General features: G+C 62.7%; 18 protein-coding genes. 12 read left to right on the top strand and 6 right to left on the bottom strand.

The window, feature by feature from the left end; genetic code table 11:
• Window positions 1-118: 118 nt before the first annotated feature.
• The 6 genes from FFS37_RS12310 to FFS37_RS12285 all read left to right on the top strand — a co-directional run bounded on the left by FFS37_RS12310 (window position 119) and on the right by FFS37_RS12285 (window position 4,888).
• Entirely contained in the window at window positions 119-904 is a 786-nt protein-coding gene (locus tag FFS37_RS12310) for an ABC transporter substrate-binding protein (protein ID WP_137931210.1), read from the top strand.
• 77 nt (window positions 905-981) lie between these two features.
• Window positions 982-1,698 carry an ABC transporter permease gene (locus FFS37_RS12305; RefSeq protein WP_137931209.1) on the top strand — a complete coding sequence of 239 codons (717 nt, stop codon included), beginning with the start codon at window positions 982-984 and terminating at the stop codon, window positions 1,696-1,698.
• Window positions 1,695-2,519, top strand: coding sequence for an ABC transporter permease (locus FFS37_RS12300; protein ID WP_137931208.1), 825 nt, complete (start codon window positions 1,695-1,697; stop codon window positions 2,517-2,519). The genes FFS37_RS12305 and FFS37_RS12300 overlap by 4 nt, the downstream gene beginning before the upstream one ends.
• Window positions 2,520-2,629: 110 nt before the next feature.
• Window positions 2,630-3,499: an NAD(P)-dependent oxidoreductase gene (locus tag FFS37_RS12295; RefSeq protein ID WP_137931207.1), complete on the top strand. Its 870-nt coding sequence runs from the start codon at window positions 2,630-2,632 to the stop codon at window positions 3,497-3,499.
• 6 nt (window positions 3,500-3,505) lie between these two features.
• Window positions 3,506-4,234, top strand: coding sequence for a DNA alkylation repair protein (locus FFS37_RS12290; RefSeq protein ID WP_137931206.1), 729 nt, complete (start codon window positions 3,506-3,508; stop codon window positions 4,232-4,234).
• Between the two features lie 84 nt (window positions 4,235-4,318).
• Window positions 4,319-4,888, top strand: coding sequence for a DUF3299 domain-containing protein (locus FFS37_RS12285; protein ID WP_137931205.1), 570 nt, complete (start codon window positions 4,319-4,321; stop codon window positions 4,886-4,888).
• An 11-nt stretch (window positions 4,889-4,899) separates the two neighbouring features.
• Here the strand turns inward: FFS37_RS12285 and FFS37_RS12280 are convergent, their stop codons facing one another.
• From FFS37_RS12280 to FFS37_RS12265, 4 genes are all read right to left on the bottom strand, one after another.
• Window positions 4,900-5,391 (bottom strand): Lrp/AsnC family transcriptional regulator, encoded by a 492-nt coding sequence (locus FFS37_RS12280; RefSeq protein WP_006205209.1) that lies wholly within the window; start codon window positions 5,389-5,391, stop codon window positions 4,900-4,902.
• Between the two features lie 107 nt (window positions 5,392-5,498).
• Window positions 5,499-6,116 (bottom strand): uracil-DNA glycosylase family protein, encoded by a 618-nt coding sequence (locus FFS37_RS12275; protein ID WP_137931204.1) that lies wholly within the window; start codon window positions 6,114-6,116, stop codon window positions 5,499-5,501.
• On the bottom strand, window positions 6,113-6,724 hold the full coding sequence (locus FFS37_RS12270) for a glutathione S-transferase (RefSeq protein WP_137931203.1): 612 nt from the start codon (window positions 6,722-6,724) through the stop codon (window positions 6,113-6,115). Before FFS37_RS12270 ends, FFS37_RS12275 begins: the two co-directional genes overlap by 4 nt.
• Before the next feature lie 31 nt (window positions 6,725-6,755).
• Complete coding sequence (locus FFS37_RS12265; protein ID WP_137931202.1) at window positions 6,756-7,379, bottom strand: thermonuclease family protein; 624 nt, start codon at window positions 7,377-7,379, stop codon at window positions 6,756-6,758.
• A gap of 75 nt (window positions 7,380-7,454) precedes the next feature.
• Between FFS37_RS12265 and FFS37_RS12260 the strand changes: the two genes are divergently transcribed.
• Together FFS37_RS12260 and FFS37_RS12255 are read left to right on the top strand one after the other, a co-directional pair.
• Complete coding sequence (locus tag FFS37_RS12260; protein WP_137931201.1) at window positions 7,455-8,975, top strand: sensor histidine kinase; 1,521 nt, start codon at window positions 7,455-7,457, stop codon at window positions 8,973-8,975.
• A gap of 49 nt (window positions 8,976-9,024) precedes the next feature.
• Window positions 9,025-9,549: a GNAT family N-acetyltransferase gene (locus FFS37_RS12255; protein ID WP_210240452.1), complete on the top strand. Its 525-nt coding sequence runs from the start codon at window positions 9,025-9,027 to the stop codon at window positions 9,547-9,549.
• Between the two features lie 21 nt (window positions 9,550-9,570).
• Here FFS37_RS12255 and FFS37_RS12250 read toward each other — a convergent pair whose 3' ends face one another.
• Window positions 9,571-10,569: a nicotinate-nucleotide--dimethylbenzimidazole phosphoribosyltransferase gene (locus FFS37_RS12250; RefSeq protein ID WP_137931200.1), complete on the bottom strand. Its 999-nt coding sequence runs from the start codon at window positions 10,567-10,569 to the stop codon at window positions 9,571-9,573.
• A 194-nt stretch (window positions 10,570-10,763) separates the two neighbouring features.
• Between FFS37_RS12250 and FFS37_RS12240 the strand changes: the two genes are divergently transcribed.
• On the top strand, window positions 10,764-10,994 hold the full coding sequence (locus FFS37_RS12240) for a DUF1289 domain-containing protein (protein ID WP_137931198.1): 231 nt from the start codon (window positions 10,764-10,766) through the stop codon (window positions 10,992-10,994).
• Between the two features lie 10 nt (window positions 10,995-11,004).
• Window positions 11,005-11,709: a TIGR02281 family clan AA aspartic protease gene (locus FFS37_RS12235; RefSeq protein ID WP_137931197.1), complete on the top strand. Its 705-nt coding sequence runs from the start codon at window positions 11,005-11,007 to the stop codon at window positions 11,707-11,709.
• A gap of 7 nt (window positions 11,710-11,716) precedes the next feature.
• Here the strand turns inward: FFS37_RS12235 and dusA are convergent, their stop codons facing one another.
• Window positions 11,717-12,706, bottom strand: coding sequence for a tRNA dihydrouridine(20/20a) synthase DusA (dusA, locus tag FFS37_RS12230; protein ID WP_137931245.1), 990 nt, complete (start codon window positions 12,704-12,706; stop codon window positions 11,717-11,719).
• Between the two features lie 262 nt (window positions 12,707-12,968).
• Between dusA and FFS37_RS12225 the strand changes: the two genes are divergently transcribed.
• Both FFS37_RS12225 and FFS37_RS12220 read left to right on the top strand, forming a co-directional pair.
• Window positions 12,969-13,817 carry a hypothetical protein gene (locus FFS37_RS12225; protein WP_137931196.1) on the top strand — a complete coding sequence of 283 codons (849 nt, stop codon included), beginning with the start codon at window positions 12,969-12,971 and terminating at the stop codon, window positions 13,815-13,817.
• On the top strand, window positions 13,814-15,973 hold the full coding sequence (locus FFS37_RS12220; RefSeq protein WP_137931195.1) for a glycosyltransferase: 2,160 nt from the start codon (window positions 13,814-13,816) through the stop codon (window positions 15,971-15,973). Before FFS37_RS12225 ends, FFS37_RS12220 begins: the two co-directional genes overlap by 4 nt.
• The last annotated feature ends 29 nt before the right edge of the window (window positions 15,974-16,002 follow it).

Raw genomic sequence — 16,002 nt, 5'->3', positions numbered from 1 at the left:
TTTTGCAGTTGCTTTTTTCTTGGAAAGAGTGGGAGTATCGCGCCCAGCGGGCGGTCAAAAGCACCGCCCCACAGAGCCGTTTCGGAACGACGGCCGGGAGCATAAAGAGAGGACCATCATGCGTATTGCACTGCGTATCGCGCTCGCCGCATCGGCTGCGCTGCTGACGCTCGGCGTAGCCCAAGCCCAGGAAAAGACCCTGAGGATCGGCACCGAAGGCGCCTACCCGCCCTTCAACAACCTGACCTCCGACGGCCAACTCGTCGGCTTCGACATCGATATCGCCAAGGCGCTTTGCGACGAGATGAAGGTCAAGTGCACCTTCGTCGCCCAGGACTGGGACGGCATTATTCCCGCACTTCAGGCCGGCAAGTTCGATGCCATCGTCGCTTCGATGTCGATCACGCCCGAGCGCAAGGAGAAGGTCGACTTCTCGAACAAGTACTACAACACGCCATCGGCGATCGCCGTGCCGAAGGATTCCACGCTGAAGGGCGTGACCAAGGAAGATCTCGCCGGCAAGACGATCGGCGTCGCCACCACCACCACCCACTTCAATTATGCGTCGAAGACCTACACCGACAGCACGGTCAAGGGTTATCCGAGCAGCCCCGAGGAACAGGCCGATCTCGCCAACGGCCGTCTCGACGCGATCGAGGACGATATCGTGGTCCTGCAACAATGGCTGGATTCGCCTGATGGCGCCTGCTGCAAGATTCTCGGCCAGCCGAAGCCGCAACCGGTCGAGATCTTCGGACCGGGCGCCGGCATTGCCGTACGCAAGGGCGAGACCGACCTTGTCAACAAGCTCAATGCAGCCATCGACGCCATTCGGAAGAATGGAAAGTACAAGGAAATCAACGACAAGTACTTCAAGTTCGACGTCTACGGCAGCGAGTCCTGATCATCATGCCGAGGGCGGCGGGGGACACCCCGCCGCCCTTCGCTTATCTCTGACCGTCGTGGAGACAAGACCCGTCAATGCCAGCCCAAAGCATATGGACACTGCTCAGTTGGGGACCCGATGGCTGGAGTGACGATATTGCCTATGGCGCCCTGGTCACCATCTCGCTCGCTCTTGCGACGCTGCCGATTGGCCTGACCATCGGCTTTTTCGTTGCCTGGGCCAAGCAGTCCGAGGAACCATCGCTGCGGCTGGCGGCCAATATCTACACCACCGTCTTTCGCGGCCTGCCGGAACTGGTGACGCTGTTCCTGTTCTTCTTCGGCATGCCCATCCTGCTGCAATACGTCATCCGGTTGTTCAAGCCGGAGGCGACGATCGATGTCGACAGCTTCATTGCCGGCATGATCGTGCTGTCGCTGATCTTCTCGTCCTACAGCAGCGAGGTTTTCCTTTCCGCCTTTCGCGCCATTCCCAAGGGCCAGTATGAAGGCGGCTACGCCATTGGGTTGTCGAAATGGCAGACCATGCGCAAGATTATCCTGCCGCAGCTGCTGCGCATCGCCTTTCCCGGTCTCGAGAATTGCTGGCTGAGCCTGCTCAAGGATACGGCCCTGGTCTCGGTCGTCAATCTCGCCGAAACCTTGCGCAATGCCGGCGTGGCCGCACGCGTCACCAAGCATGCCTTCCTCTTCTACAGTTTCGCGGCGCTGGTCTTTCTTGCCCTGGCCATCCTCTCGTCGATCGCCACTGGATTTATCCTGCGTTCGCTAGGGCGGAGGGAGGCACGATGAGCGTCAGCCAAGCCATCGATGTCGACCGGCCTCCGCCACAGGCGCGCGGCTGGCCACGCGCGCGTATCATCGGCTATCTGCTCGTAGGTTTCTGGATCGCCTTCGGCTTCGGAATTATCGCCTATCTGATCGGTGCCTGGAACGGAGCGTTTTTCGCCAGATACGCACCCGCCTACCTGCAGGGATTGGGGACCACGCTGGCGCTGGTGGTCATTTCGATGATTCTTGGGGCCATCCTTTCATTGCCCGTTACCTATTGCCGTATGTCTAGGAGCCGGTTTTTGTCCGGGCTCGCCTATTGCTACGTCTATTTCTTCCGCGGCACGCCGCTGCTCGTCCAGGTTTATCTGATCTACTACGGGTTGGGTTCGTTCCGGGTGCAGCTCGAATCGGTGGGCCTGTGGTGGTTCTTCCGTGAGGCCTTCAACTGCGGAGTGTTCGCCTTTGCGCTCAACACGGCCGCATATCAGGCCGAGATCCTGCGCGGTGCCATAGAGAGCGTGCCGAGAGGCCAGTGGGAGGGAGCGGCTTCGCTCGGCCTGCACAAATTGCAGACGCTGCGCAAGGTGGTTCTGCCACAGGCGATCATCGTGGCCCTGCGGCCCTACGGCAATGAACTGGTGCTGATGATCAAGGCCTCGGCAATCGTGGCCATCATCACCGTCTACGATCTGATGGGCAACGCCAAGCTCGCCTATGCCAAGTCCTTCGATTTCCAGGCCTATGTCTGGGTCGCGATCGTCTATCTGGTGATGGTGGAGATCCTGCGCCATGGCGTCGAGTGGATAGAGCGCCGGATCACGATACACCTGCACCGCTGAGTTGCCGCGCCGGCCTGTGCCAGCAGATCCAGCCGCGCGCGCCTTGACGAATCCGGCACAGGGCCTAGAGCTTCGCCAACTGAAATCCTGTTTCCCCGGAAGGATGAGCAATGGCATCGGTGGCATTTCTCGGTCTTGGCGTCATGGGTTATCCCATGGCCGGACATCTGAAGAACAAGGGCGGCCACGACGTCACCGTCTACAACCGCACCCTCGCAAAGGCCGAGCAGTGGGTCGCCCAACATGGCGGTAGTTTCGCCGCGACGCCGGCACAGGCGGCAGAGGGCAAGGATTTTGTCTTTTCCTGTGTCGGTAATGACGACGATCTGCGTTCGGTGACGACAGGTCCGCAAGGCGCCTTCCAGGCGATGAAGAAAGGTGCCGTCTTTATCGACAACACAACGGCCTCGGCCGAGGTCGCGCGGGAGTTGGCGCAGGCCGCGCAGTCGAGCGGATTTTCGTTCCTCGACGCGCCGGTTTCCGGCGGCCAGGCCGGCGCCGAAAACGGCGTGCTGACCGTCATGGTCGGCGGCGAGCAGGCTGCTTTCGACAAGGCCAGGCCGGTGATCGACGCCTACGCCCGCATGGTGGGCCTGATGGGATCGGCTGGTGCCGGCCAACTCACCAAGATGATCAACCAGATCTGCATTGCCGGGTTGGTGCAGGGCCTGTCGGAAGGCATCCATTTCGGCAAGAAGGCCGGCCTCGACATCGAGAAGGTTGTCGACGTGATTTCCAAGGGCGCGGCCGGCTCCTGGCAGATGGAAAACCGGCACAAGACGATGAACGCCGGCAAATATGATTTCGGCTTCGCGGTCGACTGGATGCGCAAGGATCTCGGCATCTGCCTTGCGGAGGCGGATCGCAATGGCGCCAGGCTGCCGGTGACCGCGCTTGTCGACCAGTTCTACAAGGATGTGCAGGCCATGGGCGGCAAGCGCTGGGACACATCCTCGCTGCTGGCGCGGCTGGAGAAGTAGCGGGCGATGTCCCTGCCCGCTCCAGACTGGACCGCGCAGGATATTCTCGCCTATCTGCGCGGCATCGGTACCGAGGAAAGCCGCCTGGGAATGTCGCGGTTCGGCATCAACACCGCGACGGCGCTCGGCGTCGGCAACACGGATTTGCGCTTCCTGGCGCGCAAAGTGAAACGCGACCACCAGCGGTCGCTGGCGCTGTGGGACAGCGGCATCCGCGAAGCGCGGCTGATGGCGGCTTTCACGGGCGAGCCGAGGAAGATCGCCATCGAGGAATGCCGCCGCTGGGCCGACGACTTCGACAGCTGGGAGGTTGTCGATACCGTCTCCGACCTGTTCGTCGAAACATCGTTCTGGCGTCAACTGGTCGAGGAGTTCGCTACCGACGAGCGCGAATTCGTCCGCCGCACGGCGTTTGCCATGCTGGCATGGGCTGCCGTGCACCTGAAGAAAGAGCCCGATGCGACGTTCCTGTCCTACCTGCCCCTGATCGAAGCGCATGCCGGCGACGGGCGCAATTTCGTCAGAAAGGCGGTCAACTGGGCATTGCGGCAGATCGGCAAGCGGTCGGCCGGCCTGCATGCCCCTGCCCTTGTGCTGGCGCAAAAACTGGCGAGTTCCAACGACAAGATCGAACGCTGGATCGGCAAGGACGCGGCGAAGGAATTGTCGGACGCCAGGACGCTCGCACGCATCACCGGCAGGAGAAACCGACAGGACAATTTCCCCGACGCGTAATGCCGGGGCTCGCCGATATGTGAACCGGTTCGAGCATTGACCTCATTGGCCCCGGCGTCTTTACTCGCCTCCAAAGGAAGCGGCATGAGCATCTATCTGAAATCCGTTCCGGTGCTCGCGCTCTTGGCGTTCGCGTCCACTGTCGCGGACGCATCGGCCGAGACCATGCACATCTTCTGGAAGGATTTGCGCCCGGCCACCCAGGCGGTCGCCGAAGATGCCGGCCTTCCCATGATCGCGGCGAAATTGCCGGACCACGGCGAAACCCTGTCGGTCGATCTTCAAGACAAGACGGTGCAATTAGCCGGCTATGCACTTCCTGTCGATCGCGACGAAGACCTCGTCTATCAGTTCCTGCTGGTGCCGTGGACGGGAGCATGCAGCCACATGCCGACCCCACCGCCCAACCAGATCGTTCTGGTCACGCCAGCCCATCCATACAAAATGTCCGAAGCCTACGAGCCTGTCGCCGTCACCGGTTCCCTGAAAACGGACATGGAAAAGAGCCAGTTGTTCATCCTCGACGGCGTCAGCGTTATCCAGTCCGGCTACAGCGTGCGCAAGGCGGAGGTGGCAAGCGTGGACACTGTGCCGGATTCGGTTACCCTGCCAGTGAACTCGCCCTGGAGTTTCCTCAACAAGAAGAAGAACTGACGGGCCTTGCCTCAGGCGGCGTTGGCACCCGATTCCTTGTCCAGCACCATGTAGTCGAGCGGGATTTCGGTCGTGTACTTGATCTGCTCCATGGCGAAGGAAGAGGACACGTCACGAATTTCGATCTTGGCGATCAGCCGCTTGTAGAAGGCGTCGTACGCGGCAATGTCAGGCACCACGACGCGCAGGAGATAATCGACGTCGCCGCTCATGCGGTAGAACTCGACCACTTCGGGAAATTCCTGAATGACCTCGGAAAACCGCCGAAGCCATTCATGGCTGTGCGAATTGGTGCGGATCGACACAAAAACGGTGACGCGCACATTGACCTTCTCATGATCGAGAATGGCGACGCGCCGCTTGATCACGCCCTCTTCCTCGAGCTTCTGGATTCGGCGCCAGCAGGGCGTGGTGGACAGGCCGACTTTCTTTGCGACATCGGCGACCGCGAGCGTCGCGTCCTCCTGCAGGAGGCGGAGAATTTTTCGGTCAAGGCGGTCCATCGGAGGCTCCTGGGGAATAGTTTCCCTATATTCCCTCTTATTTCTGGCTTTCACAAGAAAGAAATTCTGCCGATCGCGACAAATGCGAGTGATTTCTTGCTGGATGCCTAGCCGATGCGATAGCGGATTTCCGATCGCAGGAAAGGCAGCAAATCCATTTCAAACCACGGATTGCGCTTCAACCATCCTGTGTTGCGCCACGACGGATGCGGCAGCGGCAGCACTTTGCGGCCGGCGGAATTCTCCCATATCGCGCGCCAATCCATCACGGTTTCCGTCAGGGAAGAGCGCCGCGCGGCGCCCATGTGCCAGGTCTGTGCGTAGATGCCGATTGTCAGGACCAGATCGATGGCCGGCATCAGGGCCATCAAGCGGGACAGCCACGCAAGCGCGCATTCGCGCCTCGGGGGCAAGTCGCCGCCCTTGGCATCCTGGCCGGGAAAACAGAAACCCATCGGCACGATGGCGAATTTCCCGGTGTCGTAGAATTCATCGCTGGTGACACCAAGCCAGTCGCGCAAACGGTCTCCCGAGGCATCCGTGAACGGGACGCCAGACAGATGCACTTTGGTTCCGGGCGCCTGGCCGGCAATGAGAATGCGGGCGCCGGACGATGGCCGCAGCACCGGCCGCGGTTCATGCGGCAAAGGCCGGCCAATCGGATGTTCGACGCAGATCCGGCAAGCGCGGATTGTCGCCGCCAGGCTTTCCAGATCAATGCTCAAGCGGCAGCGCTCGGCCGGCTGGAGACGGCCTCATGCCAGCGCGACACGTTGGTGCATTCCTCCGGCATCTTGATGCGTGCGGGTTTCATGAAGTCGATCGCGATCAGGCCGGTTATATCGGCGATCGAATAGGCATCACCCGCGACGAACTCCCGGTTCGCGAGTTCGCCATCGAGCAGCTTCAGGAATTCGACGGCCTTCGGCTTGTTGGCTTCACCCCATTCGGGAATCTGCGGGATCTCCCACTCCTTCATCGCCGGATGGATGTGACGAAAGGCCTGCGCGACACAGGTCAGGAGATTGAATTCCATCCGTCGCTGCCACATTTCCACCTTCGCCTTGCCAAGCGCCCCCCGGCCGAACAGCGCCGGCTCTGGATGCAACTCTTCGAAGTAGCGACATATGGCGACGGATTCAGTCAGGATCGTGCCGTCGTCAAGTTCCAGCACCGGCAGGCGCTGCAAGGGGTTGCGCTCGCTGACCGCCCGGTTCTTATGCTCCAGCGCACCCATGTCTACAGGCACCAGCGGGACCGCAATCCCCTTCTCGGCCAGGAAAACACGGACCCGGCGCGGGTTGGGCGCCCGCCCGCCGTCGAAGAGCTTCATTCGATCCTCCTTTGTCTCGCGCCGGTATGCCTCACCAGAAACGAAAAATCTCGCGCAGCGCGTCACCGATCGACGCCAGCGTGCCGTGCTTTTGTTCGACAACCTCGCCACGATGGCTGGCGCGCCAGTCCTGCGGCCGGTCGAACGTGCCCGCCCAGATGCCGGCCTTCGCGGCACGGGCGACGGCTTCCTCGCGCTCGAAATCGCCATAGGCGACCGCCCAGCCCGCTTCGACCTGGGCACGGTTGAGATCGGTGTCGCCCGCCTTGCACGCGCCGAGCAGCCGCCCATAGCGATCGCGCTGCCAGCCGCTGCAGGTCACAGGCCGGCCGGCAATCAGGCGCACCAGCGACTGTCGCGCAAGCGTACCGCAGGGATACTCGGCGCCGTTCCTGCGGCACGTCTGGGTGTATTCCGGTGCGTCGATGCCGCGCATGCGGATACGTTCTGCGCCAAGCGTGATCGAATCGCCATCATTGACGATGGCCGCGCCCTGCGTGTTGCGTGTCTCCACCCGATCGAGGCGCGCCGCCAGCAGGATCAGCAACCCCAGAATGAGGGCCGCAAGCCCATAGTCCAGCAGTCTGCGCCATAGGCTTCTCGGGTATGGCGCCGCGTATCGCCGGCGCGACCTTGGCGACCGGTAAAAGCTCATATGGCAAACGGTTGGTTAATCATTCGAACGTAGCTTAACACTTGAAACCGCTGCACGCATAAATTGAAGTTTTTGATGCCCTTGCAACGCTCGAACACAGCGGACAAGTTCATTGTGGACCGCATGAAACGGCATCGCAACAGCGATGTCGCGCGCGCGGTGCGCAAGACGCGGGACCGTCTTTCGCAGCAGGCTGGCAATCCCGATTTCGACCGCGAACTCCTGAAGCTCCACGCCCGCGCGATGACAGGCGGTGCGGTGGTCATACCGTTGCTCGTTCTGGCAATCGCCGCGGCAGGCCGCCTCGTCGGCGTTGGCAACGAGATTGGACTGTGGGCGCTGTTCACGCTCACCTGCTATACTATCGTCACCTTCATGGCGCGGCGGATCGAGCGCACGGAAGCGTCTGGCCTCAACCCATTGCAAGCGCGAAGGGAATTCCTCGTCGGCCATTTCCTCTGCGGGCTCGGCTGGGCATGGTTTGTGCTGCTGGGCTGCGAGGCCTGCGCGGTCGACCAGTTCCAGGTCATCAAGGCGGTGGTGCTGCTGCTTGCCATGGCGGGAACAGCGGTGATGGCGTCGTCCCTGCGTGGCGCGCTGCTGGCGACCTTTGCCGTTCCGGTGGCGCTCTATGTCTATGCCGGCTCCAGGCAGTGGATGCCGGTCGAGGCAATCATGTCCGCGCTGCTCGTCCTGTCACTGCCTTTCTTCGCCTACGTCGCCCGCCACCTCAACAGCTCCTCGCTGATGCTGTTGTCGTTTCGCTCCGAAAAGGATGCGTTGATCGCGGAACTCGAGACGGCGAAATCGATGTCCGACGAGGCGCGGCGAAGGGCCGAGGACGCCAATCTCGCAAAGTCGCGTTTTCTGGCCTCGATGAGCCACGAATTGCGCACGCCGCTCAACGCCATCCTCGGCTTTTCCGAGGTGATGGCGAATGAGGTGCTGGGGCCGATGAGCAATCCGACCTACCGGGACTACGCCCATGACGTGCATGATTCCGGCCAGCATCTGCTCGACCTGATCAACGAAATCCTCGACCTGTCGCGCATAGAAGCCGGCCGCTACCAGCTCAATGAGGAGCCGGTGATGCTGCTCAACATCGCCGAGGATTGTTGCCATATGATGGAACTGAAGGCGCGCAACAAGGACATCCGTGTCGTCCAGGATTTCGAGCAGACCTTGCCGCGCCTGTTCGCGGATGAGCGCGCTGTGCGTCAGATCACGCTCAACCTCCTGTCCAATGCCATCAAGTTCACCGCCACGGGCGGCGAAATCCGCGTCCGCGTCGGCTGGACAGCGGGCGGCGGTCAATACATTTCGATCAGGGACAATGGACCCGGTATCCCCGAGGACGAGATCCCGGTCGTGCTTTCCGCTTTCGGCCAGGGCTCGATCGCGATCAAGAGCGCCGAACAGGGCACCGGGCTTGGCCTGCCGATCGTGCAAGGATTGCTTGCCATGCATGGCGGCGAATTCGAGCTTCACTCCAAGTTGCGGGAAGGCACCGAGGCGATCGCCATCTTCCCGCTGAGCCGGGTGATGGAAGAACTTCCGGCGCTGCCGACCGCGGCCGTTGCGGCGCGGCGGCGCTAGGCGCTCCGCTTCAATCCCTGACGGACGCTACCTTCAGCGGAATTGCACGATGATGGATTGGGACGCCAGCCTCGTTGAAATCAGGTCGCAACGGCTTCACCTGAAGCTGTTCACGGTAGCCGATGCCGAAGAGGTCTTAGCGGCCATCACCCCCGCGATAACCCGTTTCATGCAGTGGGAACCGCCTCGATCAGCGGAGGACTTTGCCAAGGTCTGGAAAGCCTGGCTGGCGCCGATCGCCGACGGGTCGGACCTGCATTTCGTCGTGCGTTCGGTGGCGGACGAGCGCTGTCTTGGGCTTGTTGGTCTCCACGCGGCAACGACCGAGCGCCCGGAACTCGGCATCTGGATCAGGGAAGATTCGCAGGGAAAAGGTCTTGGCCGGGAGGCCGTCGCGGCTGTCGCCGAATGGGCGCGTGAGACGCTCGATCCGGAATGTTTCGAGTACCCGGTCGCGGAAATGAACCTGGCCAGCAGAAAAGTTGCAGAGAGCCTTGGAGGGACGGTTGTCGGCAGCCGCTCCAATGCGAAATACACGGCCGTGATCTACCGGATTCCAAATCGCCGGCTTTGAAATTTCAACGCGCGCAAGGCTCTAGCCACGCAGCGCCGCGGCCATCCCCGAGCTCGTCAGCGCCGCGGCTTTGACCAGGCCTGCCGCAAGCGCCGCCCCTGCCCCTTCGCCATGACCTATGCCGAGGTCGAAGAAGGGACGCAGCCCGAGCTGCTCGGCCGCCCTGCCATGGGCAGGCTCCGGCGACAGGCTGGCCAGGAGACAGTGGTCGAGGGCCGCGGGGTTCACGGCATGCAACGTCGCTGCCGCAGCGGTTGCCGCCAGGCCGTCAAGCAAGACCGGAATCTTCTGCACGCGCGCCGCAAGGATTGCCCCCGCGATCGCCGCGAATTCGCGCCCTCCGACGCGCCGCAGCACTTCGAGGGGATCACCGAGGTGGCCGTGATGAAAGGCCAGGGCCGCATCGACCACATCAGCCTTGCGGGCCTGCATCGCCGCATCGGCGCCCGATCCCGGGCCGACCCAGTCGGCGCCCCGGCCCCCGAACAGCGCGGCGAGCAAGGCAGCCGCCACGGTTGAGTTGCCGACGCCGAGGTCGCCAAGACAAAGCAGGTCCGTGCCGCCGGCGATCGCTTCCATGCCGAAAGCCATGGTGGCCGCGCAGCCGCGCTCATCGAGTGCTGCATCCCCGGTGATGTCGGCGGTCGGGATGTGCAGGGCGAGGTCGAAGACCTTCAGCCCGAGATCGTTGGCGATGCAGATCTGGTTGATCGCGGCGCCGCCAGCTGCGCAAAGCTCGACCGCATTGGCCGTCGCCGCCACCGGGCGAGGTGAAACACCGTGCCTGACGACGCCATGGTTTCCGGCAAAGACCGCCATCAGAGGCCTTGTCACGACCGGCGGAGCCCGGCCGCTCCAGGCGGCAAGCCAGGCAGCGACATCCTCGATGCGGCCGAGCGAGCCTCGCGGCTTGTCCGCCTTGGCAAACAACGTGCGCACCCGTGCTTCGGCCGTGGTGTCGCCTGGCGGAAGCTTGTCCAGCAGGTTGCGGAAATCGTCGAAAGGCAGAGCACTGGTCATGTCGGGGCAATCATTCCTGGATCAGGGGAGCGGCATACCCGCCTTGCTCGATCGGCACAACCTCCTCTGATCATTGTGCGTGATCGCCGCAAATCCGGCCGCGGAGGGCGCGATCCTGAGGGCTTGCATTGGCTCTGCCGTTGCACCATGTGGAGGTGGAAGAGCGGATTCCGGATGGGATCCAAGAGAAAGTCATGACGGCCATCGAATCTCCCTGCATCCTGGTCTGCTCCATTGATATGAAAACCGGCTTCTGCTTCGGCTGCGGCCGCACGCGCGAGGAAATCGGCGCCTGGATGGCCATGACGCCGGAGACGCGCCGCAACGTGATGGCCGAACTGCCGGCCAGGCTGGAAACCGTCGAGCGCCGGCCGCGCCGGGAGACGCGCCGCACCCGCATGGCGCGCGAACGCGACGCACTCTAGCGAGGAACGCATGACCAGCCGGCTGTTCTGGATTCTGATGGCGGTGATCGGCGTGGCAGCAGTTCTGCTCATGCTCAACGATTCCGCTGGCAGCACGCTTGGCATCGAGAATTACGATTTCGGCCGGCTGATCTGGCTCGGTGCCTTCGGCGCCCTCATCGGCGCCGGCCTGTTGCGGTCGGCCCCGTTGGGAGTGATGGCCCGCAACCTCGGCACCTGGGCGGCGATCGTGCTCGCGCTCATCGCGGGCTATCAATACCGCTACGAGTTGCAGGACGTTGCCAGTCGGGTGACCGCCGGCCTGGTTCCCGGCAGTCCGCTTGCGCTAGGCGTCGAGGACGGGCACGCCACCGTCACCCTCGACAAGGCAGACAATGGTCATTTCGAGGCGCGCATCCTGGTCAACGGCAATCCGGTCCGGGCCGTTGTCGATACCGGCGCCACGAGCACTGTGCTGACATCCGAAGACGCTCAGGCCGCGGGGTTCAATCCAGCGGCGCTCAACTACACAATCCCAGTTTCAACCGCCAACGGCATCGCGCGCGCGGCAGCGGTCAGAACCAGCCAGGTGGCAATCGGCGGCATCGTGCGCAAGGACATGTCGGTGATGGTGGCGGCGCCCGGCATGCTCAGCCAGAGCCTGCTCGGCATGAACTTCATCGGCTCGCTGTCGGGCTTCGACGTGCGCGGCGACCGGATGATCCTCAGGGATTGAGAACCCGTCAGGCCGCTTCGGCCGCTGCCCCATCGAGCTCGACGGCCGCAAATGCCGTCTTCAGCACGTCCGGACCGGCGCCGGGCCGGGTCGCATCGGTGGACAGGATCTGGCGGTAGCGGCGCGCGCCGGGCAGTCCGTGGAACAGCCCGACCATATGGCGGGTGACGTGCCCAAGCCGTCCGCCTTGTTCGATATGGCGCGCCGCATATCGCGCCATCGCATCGATCAACGCCGCGAAATCGAAAGCTTCCGGGCGCGCGCCGTAAAAGGCGGCGTCGACGCCGATCAGAATTCCCGGCGTATGATAGGCAGCTCGGCCGAGCATGGCGCCGTCGACATGCCCAAGATGCGCCCGTGTCTCTTCAAGCGACTGAATGCCACCATTTATACCAATGAATTTGTTTTGTTTTCTGCTCTTCAGCCGATAGACCCTGTCATAGTCGAGCGGCGGGATGTCACGGTTTTCCTTGGGGCTGAGCCCTTCCAGCCATGCCTTGCGCGCATGCACCCATAAGGCATCCGTGCCGGCATCGAAAACGCGGTCGGCCAGGGCATCGAGGGCAGGCTCCGGGTCCTGTTCATCGACACCTATCCGGCATTTTACAGTGACCGGGATACTGACCGCTGCCTTCATGGCCGCCACGCAGTCGGCGACGAGGCCGGGCACCTTCATCAGGCAGGCGCCGAACGTGCCCGACTGGACGCGATCGGATGGACAGCCGACATTGAGGTTGATTTCGTCATAGCCGAAGGCCTCGCCGATACGGGCCGCTTCGGCAAGTTTCGCCGGATCGGAGCCGCCGAGCTGCAACGCGACCGGGTGCTCGGCCTCGTCGAAACCCAAAAGCCTTTCGCGCGCGCCGTGAATGATCGCGTCGGCCACCACCATCTCGGTGTAGAGCAGCGCGCGCGTCGTCAACTGGCGATGGAAGAACCGGCAATGGCGGTCCGTCCAGTCCATCATGGGCGCTATGGCGAGCTTTGCTTCCGTCATGTTGTTGCGGGCGGCTTTCCCAGGCAAATCGGCTGATCGATCGGCCCAACCGGCCGGTCTCGGCCCTTATCTAGCCTATTTGCAGCGTCTTACAACTGTGGGCACCGTTCGCCGTGACGCTGAATGCTATCTCCGCAGAAGCGCTTTACCTTGATGCGCGCCTCGCCATCCGCGTAGAAATGTTCCTTGCCAGACAGGGGCTTAGTCTGCATGAGAATATCCTCCTTGGCGTGAATTGCGAAGGCGGGTGGACTGAAGCAGCATGAGTTGGAACGCAATCGCGTCCTTCGGCCCTACGGCTTTGAGCAATCTCAACCTGACCTCGCAGGATCTCGCCTCGCGCTGGCGCTCTGCGCCGCCTGGCCTTGCCGAGGCTTCGAGCCATGATCTCTACCTGTCGCCGCATTGCGACGACATCTGCTTTTCGCTTGGGGCCTTCGCGCGAAGACGGCAGCAGGGTGTTCTGCTGACGCTCTTTTCGAGATCGGGCTATGTGGCACAGCCTGACACAGTCTCGGCGCGCGGCGATGAGCGCATCGCGGTGATTTCAGTCCTGCGCCTGCGCGAGGAGCAGGCGTTCGCACGGCAGGCTGGGTTACGCCTATCCCTTGCAGGCCTCGATGAGGCGCCGCTGCGCGGCCATCACCCGTTCGACATCACCGGCGTTGATGAGGACGCGCGGCGGTTGAACGCTGTCATCGCCGAGGCGATTTTCGCGACCGCCCAGGAACGGACGCAAAAGCAACGGCCCTGGCTTTTCTGCCCAGCCGCTATTGGCGGCCATATCGACCATCTCGTGGTGCTCAAGATCGTGCTGCGCCATTACGAGGCCTTGCGCGAACGCTGGCGCATAGCGTTCTACGAGGACCTGCACTACGCCGCCAACTGGCGATCGCGCGCTGCCGGGCTTGCCCGGTTCCGGCAACTCGCCGCGCGGATCAGACCGCGGCGCTCGCTGTGGCCCGTCGGCGAAGCCGCCGACAAATTGGCGCTCGCCGCGCTCTATCCCAGCCAGTTCGAGCAGCCACCGGCTTCAATCACGGCATTGACGCCGGCGTTGCGAATCCCGGCCCCGGCACATGAAGCGCTGTGGAGCGCCGAACACGCATGAGCATCTTGGCAGCGTGCCCGCCAGGTGTGCGCCTGATGTTGACGCGTATGGCGAAGAGCTGGTCACGAAAGGTGCTCAGATGGCGCCGGCGAATGATCCGCCTGCAACGCCGCGACCCCGAAAGACCCGAACTGATTGACAGTACGCGCCAACGCCTTTCCCCGCAGGCCGGCCTGACGACAAAACCCGCCTACGTCTTTCCAGGCGTGGAGGCCCCGCTTCTGGTCTCCATTGTCATTCCCTGTTTCAACTATGGACGGTTTTTGCCGGAGACGGTCCGTTCCGCCCTGAGACAGACCCTTGCCGCTGAAGTCATTGTCGTGGACGACGGGTCCGACGATGCCGAGACCATCTCGGCGCTCGCTGCCTTGGGCGCCGAGAAACGCGTCCGGATCATCAGGCACGAGACGAATCTGGGCCTGCCCAGCGCGCGCAATTCCGGCATATCGGCCGCGCGGGGCGAATACATCTGCTGCCTCGATGCCGACGATACGATCGAGCCGACCTATGTCGAAAAATGCGTGGCGCTGTTGAGGTCTGATCCCTCGCTCGGCTTTGTCTATTCCTGGGTGCGCAGCTTTGGCGACAACTCATCCCTTTGGAGAACACGCGATTTCGACATCGAGGCGGCGCTTTTCGAAAACCATACCAGCGTCAGCGCCTTGTTTCGCCGGGATGACTGGATGATCTGCGGCGGCTTTGACCCATCCATGAGGAGCGGCTACGAAGATTGGGAGTTCTGGTTGCGGTTGGCACAACTGGGTCGTCGCGGCAGAGCAGTTCCAGAAGAATTGCTCAATCACCGGCGTCACGGCCGCACGCTCTTGCATGAGGCCGACCAGAAGCGCCGGCAACTCATGGCGACGATCCGCGACAAGAACCGCCGGGTTTTCGAGGATTCATCCTGGCGCGGTCGCATCCGGACAGTGGCCGCGGCCTTCGTGCCGGACCAGCCGTTTTCCGCACTGGCGCGTGTGTCGCGGGACGAGACGGACGCGCGCCCGCATCTGCTTGTCATGGCGCCCTGGCTGCCGATCGGCGGCGCCGAAGCCCTGCTGGCCGAAATCCTGAACAGTCTGAAAACGCACTGGCGGCTCAGCATCGTGACGACCGAACCTGGAGATCAGGCTCTGACACCTGTCTTCCTGGCGATCACGCCGGAAGTCTATCACTTGCCGAATTTCCTAGACCGTCGGCATTGGCTTGAATTCGTCGCGGCTCTGCTGGCCTCGCGCGGCACAAGTGCGATCCTGTCCAGCGGATCGCCTTTTCTCTACGCCAATCTGGCAGAGATAAAGTCGCGCTTTCGCGGGCTGACGAGCTACGACATCCTGCACAATGACGCCGCCGAGGGCCACCTGGCTTCAGCACTCGATGCGAAATCTTCCATCGACCATTTCATTGCCGTCAGTGAAAGCATCGGACACTCGCTCGCGCAGGGCGGCGCGAGGACCGAGGCGGTTGCCGTCATCCCCAATGGCATTGACTACGCTGCCGTTTTCAATCCGCAACGGATTGAGCGCGATGCGGCTCGCGCTCGTTACGGGATCGAGGATGGCAGCTTCGTCATCGGTTTCGCCGGGCGCATGAGCGAGGAGAAAAATCCCCTCGCCTTCCTCGCCGTGGCCGCGCCGATCCTGGCGGCCCATCGCGAGGCCCGGCTTCTCGTGGTGGGCGACGGCCCGATGACTGCGGCTTTTCGCAAGGCCGCCCGCCGTGCCGGCGTGACGGACCGCCTGCACTACGTGCCAAGTCTCGACCGCTTGGCGATGCCCGAATTCTATGCCGCCTGCAGCATCCTCGTCATGGTGTCCCGCTTCGAAGGCACGCCCCTGGCAATGCTCGAGGCGCTCGCGATGGGATGCCCGGTGGCGGCCACCGATGTCGGCGATGTCGCGCTCATGATCAGCGAAGACGTCAACGGTTTTATCGCGCCGACCTCAACGCCGGAAGCGCTGACACCCCGCATCGCCAAGCTGGTCGCCGATCAGGCCGCGCTGACGCGCATGCGCATCGCCGCGCGTCGGTCGATCGTAGAGGCAGGACGCTCTGCCGATGCCATGCTGAGCGCCTACAGAGCCTTGATCGGCCAACCTTTGGAACATGACACTGCCCCAACAAGCAGGAGCGCAGAGAGACCGACACTCCCGTCATGATTGCCGCGTCGAGCCTTTTTTGGCGGCCG

This window comes from Mesorhizobium comanense (assembly GCF_005503535.1).
In the GTDB taxonomy this organism is placed as follows: domain Bacteria; phylum Pseudomonadota; class Alphaproteobacteria; order Rhizobiales; family Rhizobiaceae; genus Mesorhizobium; species Mesorhizobium comanense.
The sequence above is the reverse complement of the archived record's forward strand: the minus strand, read 5'-3'. Positions and strand labels throughout refer to the sequence as shown.

Coding starts and splice junctions, on each gene's coding strand:
- FFS37_RS12285 (WP_137931205.1), top strand. CDS start 4,319: ATGAGCATCTATCTGAAATCCGTTCCGGTGCTCGCGCTCTTGGCGTTC.
- FFS37_RS12250 (WP_137931200.1), bottom strand. CDS start 10,569: ATGACCAGTGCTCTGCCTTTCGACGATTTCCGCAACCTGCTGGACAAG.
- FFS37_RS12220 (WP_137931195.1), top strand. CDS start 13,814: ATGAGCATCTTGGCAGCGTGCCCGCCAGGTGTGCGCCTGATGTTGACG.
- FFS37_RS12265 (WP_137931202.1), bottom strand. CDS start 7,379: ATGAGCTTTTACCGGTCGCCAAGGTCGCGCCGGCGATACGCGGCGCCA.
- FFS37_RS12255 (WP_210240452.1), top strand. CDS start 9,025: ATGATGGATTGGGACGCCAGCCTCGTTGAAATCAGGTCGCAACGGCTT.
- FFS37_RS12270 (WP_137931203.1), bottom strand. CDS start 6,724: ATGAAGCTCTTCGACGGCGGGCGGGCGCCCAACCCGCGCCGGGTCCGT.
- FFS37_RS12295 (WP_137931207.1), top strand. CDS start 2,630: ATGGCATCGGTGGCATTTCTCGGTCTTGGCGTCATGGGTTATCCCATG.
- FFS37_RS12280 (WP_006205209.1), bottom strand. CDS start 5,391: ATGGACCGCCTTGACCGAAAAATTCTCCGCCTCCTGCAGGAGGACGCG.
- FFS37_RS12305 (WP_137931209.1), top strand. CDS start 982: ATGCCAGCCCAAAGCATATGGACACTGCTCAGTTGGGGACCCGATGGC.
- dusA (WP_137931245.1), bottom strand. CDS start 12,706: ATGACGGAAGCAAAGCTCGCCATAGCGCCCATGATGGACTGGACGGAC.
- FFS37_RS12260 (WP_137931201.1), top strand. CDS start 7,455: ATGCCCTTGCAACGCTCGAACACAGCGGACAAGTTCATTGTGGACCGC.
- FFS37_RS12310 (WP_137931210.1), top strand. CDS start 119: ATGCGTATTGCACTGCGTATCGCGCTCGCCGCATCGGCTGCGCTGCTG.
- FFS37_RS12225 (WP_137931196.1), top strand. CDS start 12,969: ATGAGTTGGAACGCAATCGCGTCCTTCGGCCCTACGGCTTTGAGCAAT.
- FFS37_RS12240 (WP_137931198.1), top strand. CDS start 10,764: ATGACGGCCATCGAATCTCCCTGCATCCTGGTCTGCTCCATTGATATG.
- FFS37_RS12290 (WP_137931206.1), top strand. CDS start 3,506: ATGTCCCTGCCCGCTCCAGACTGGACCGCGCAGGATATTCTCGCCTAT.
- FFS37_RS12235 (WP_137931197.1), top strand. CDS start 11,005: ATGACCAGCCGGCTGTTCTGGATTCTGATGGCGGTGATCGGCGTGGCA.
- FFS37_RS12300 (WP_137931208.1), top strand. CDS start 1,695: ATGAGCGTCAGCCAAGCCATCGATGTCGACCGGCCTCCGCCACAGGCG.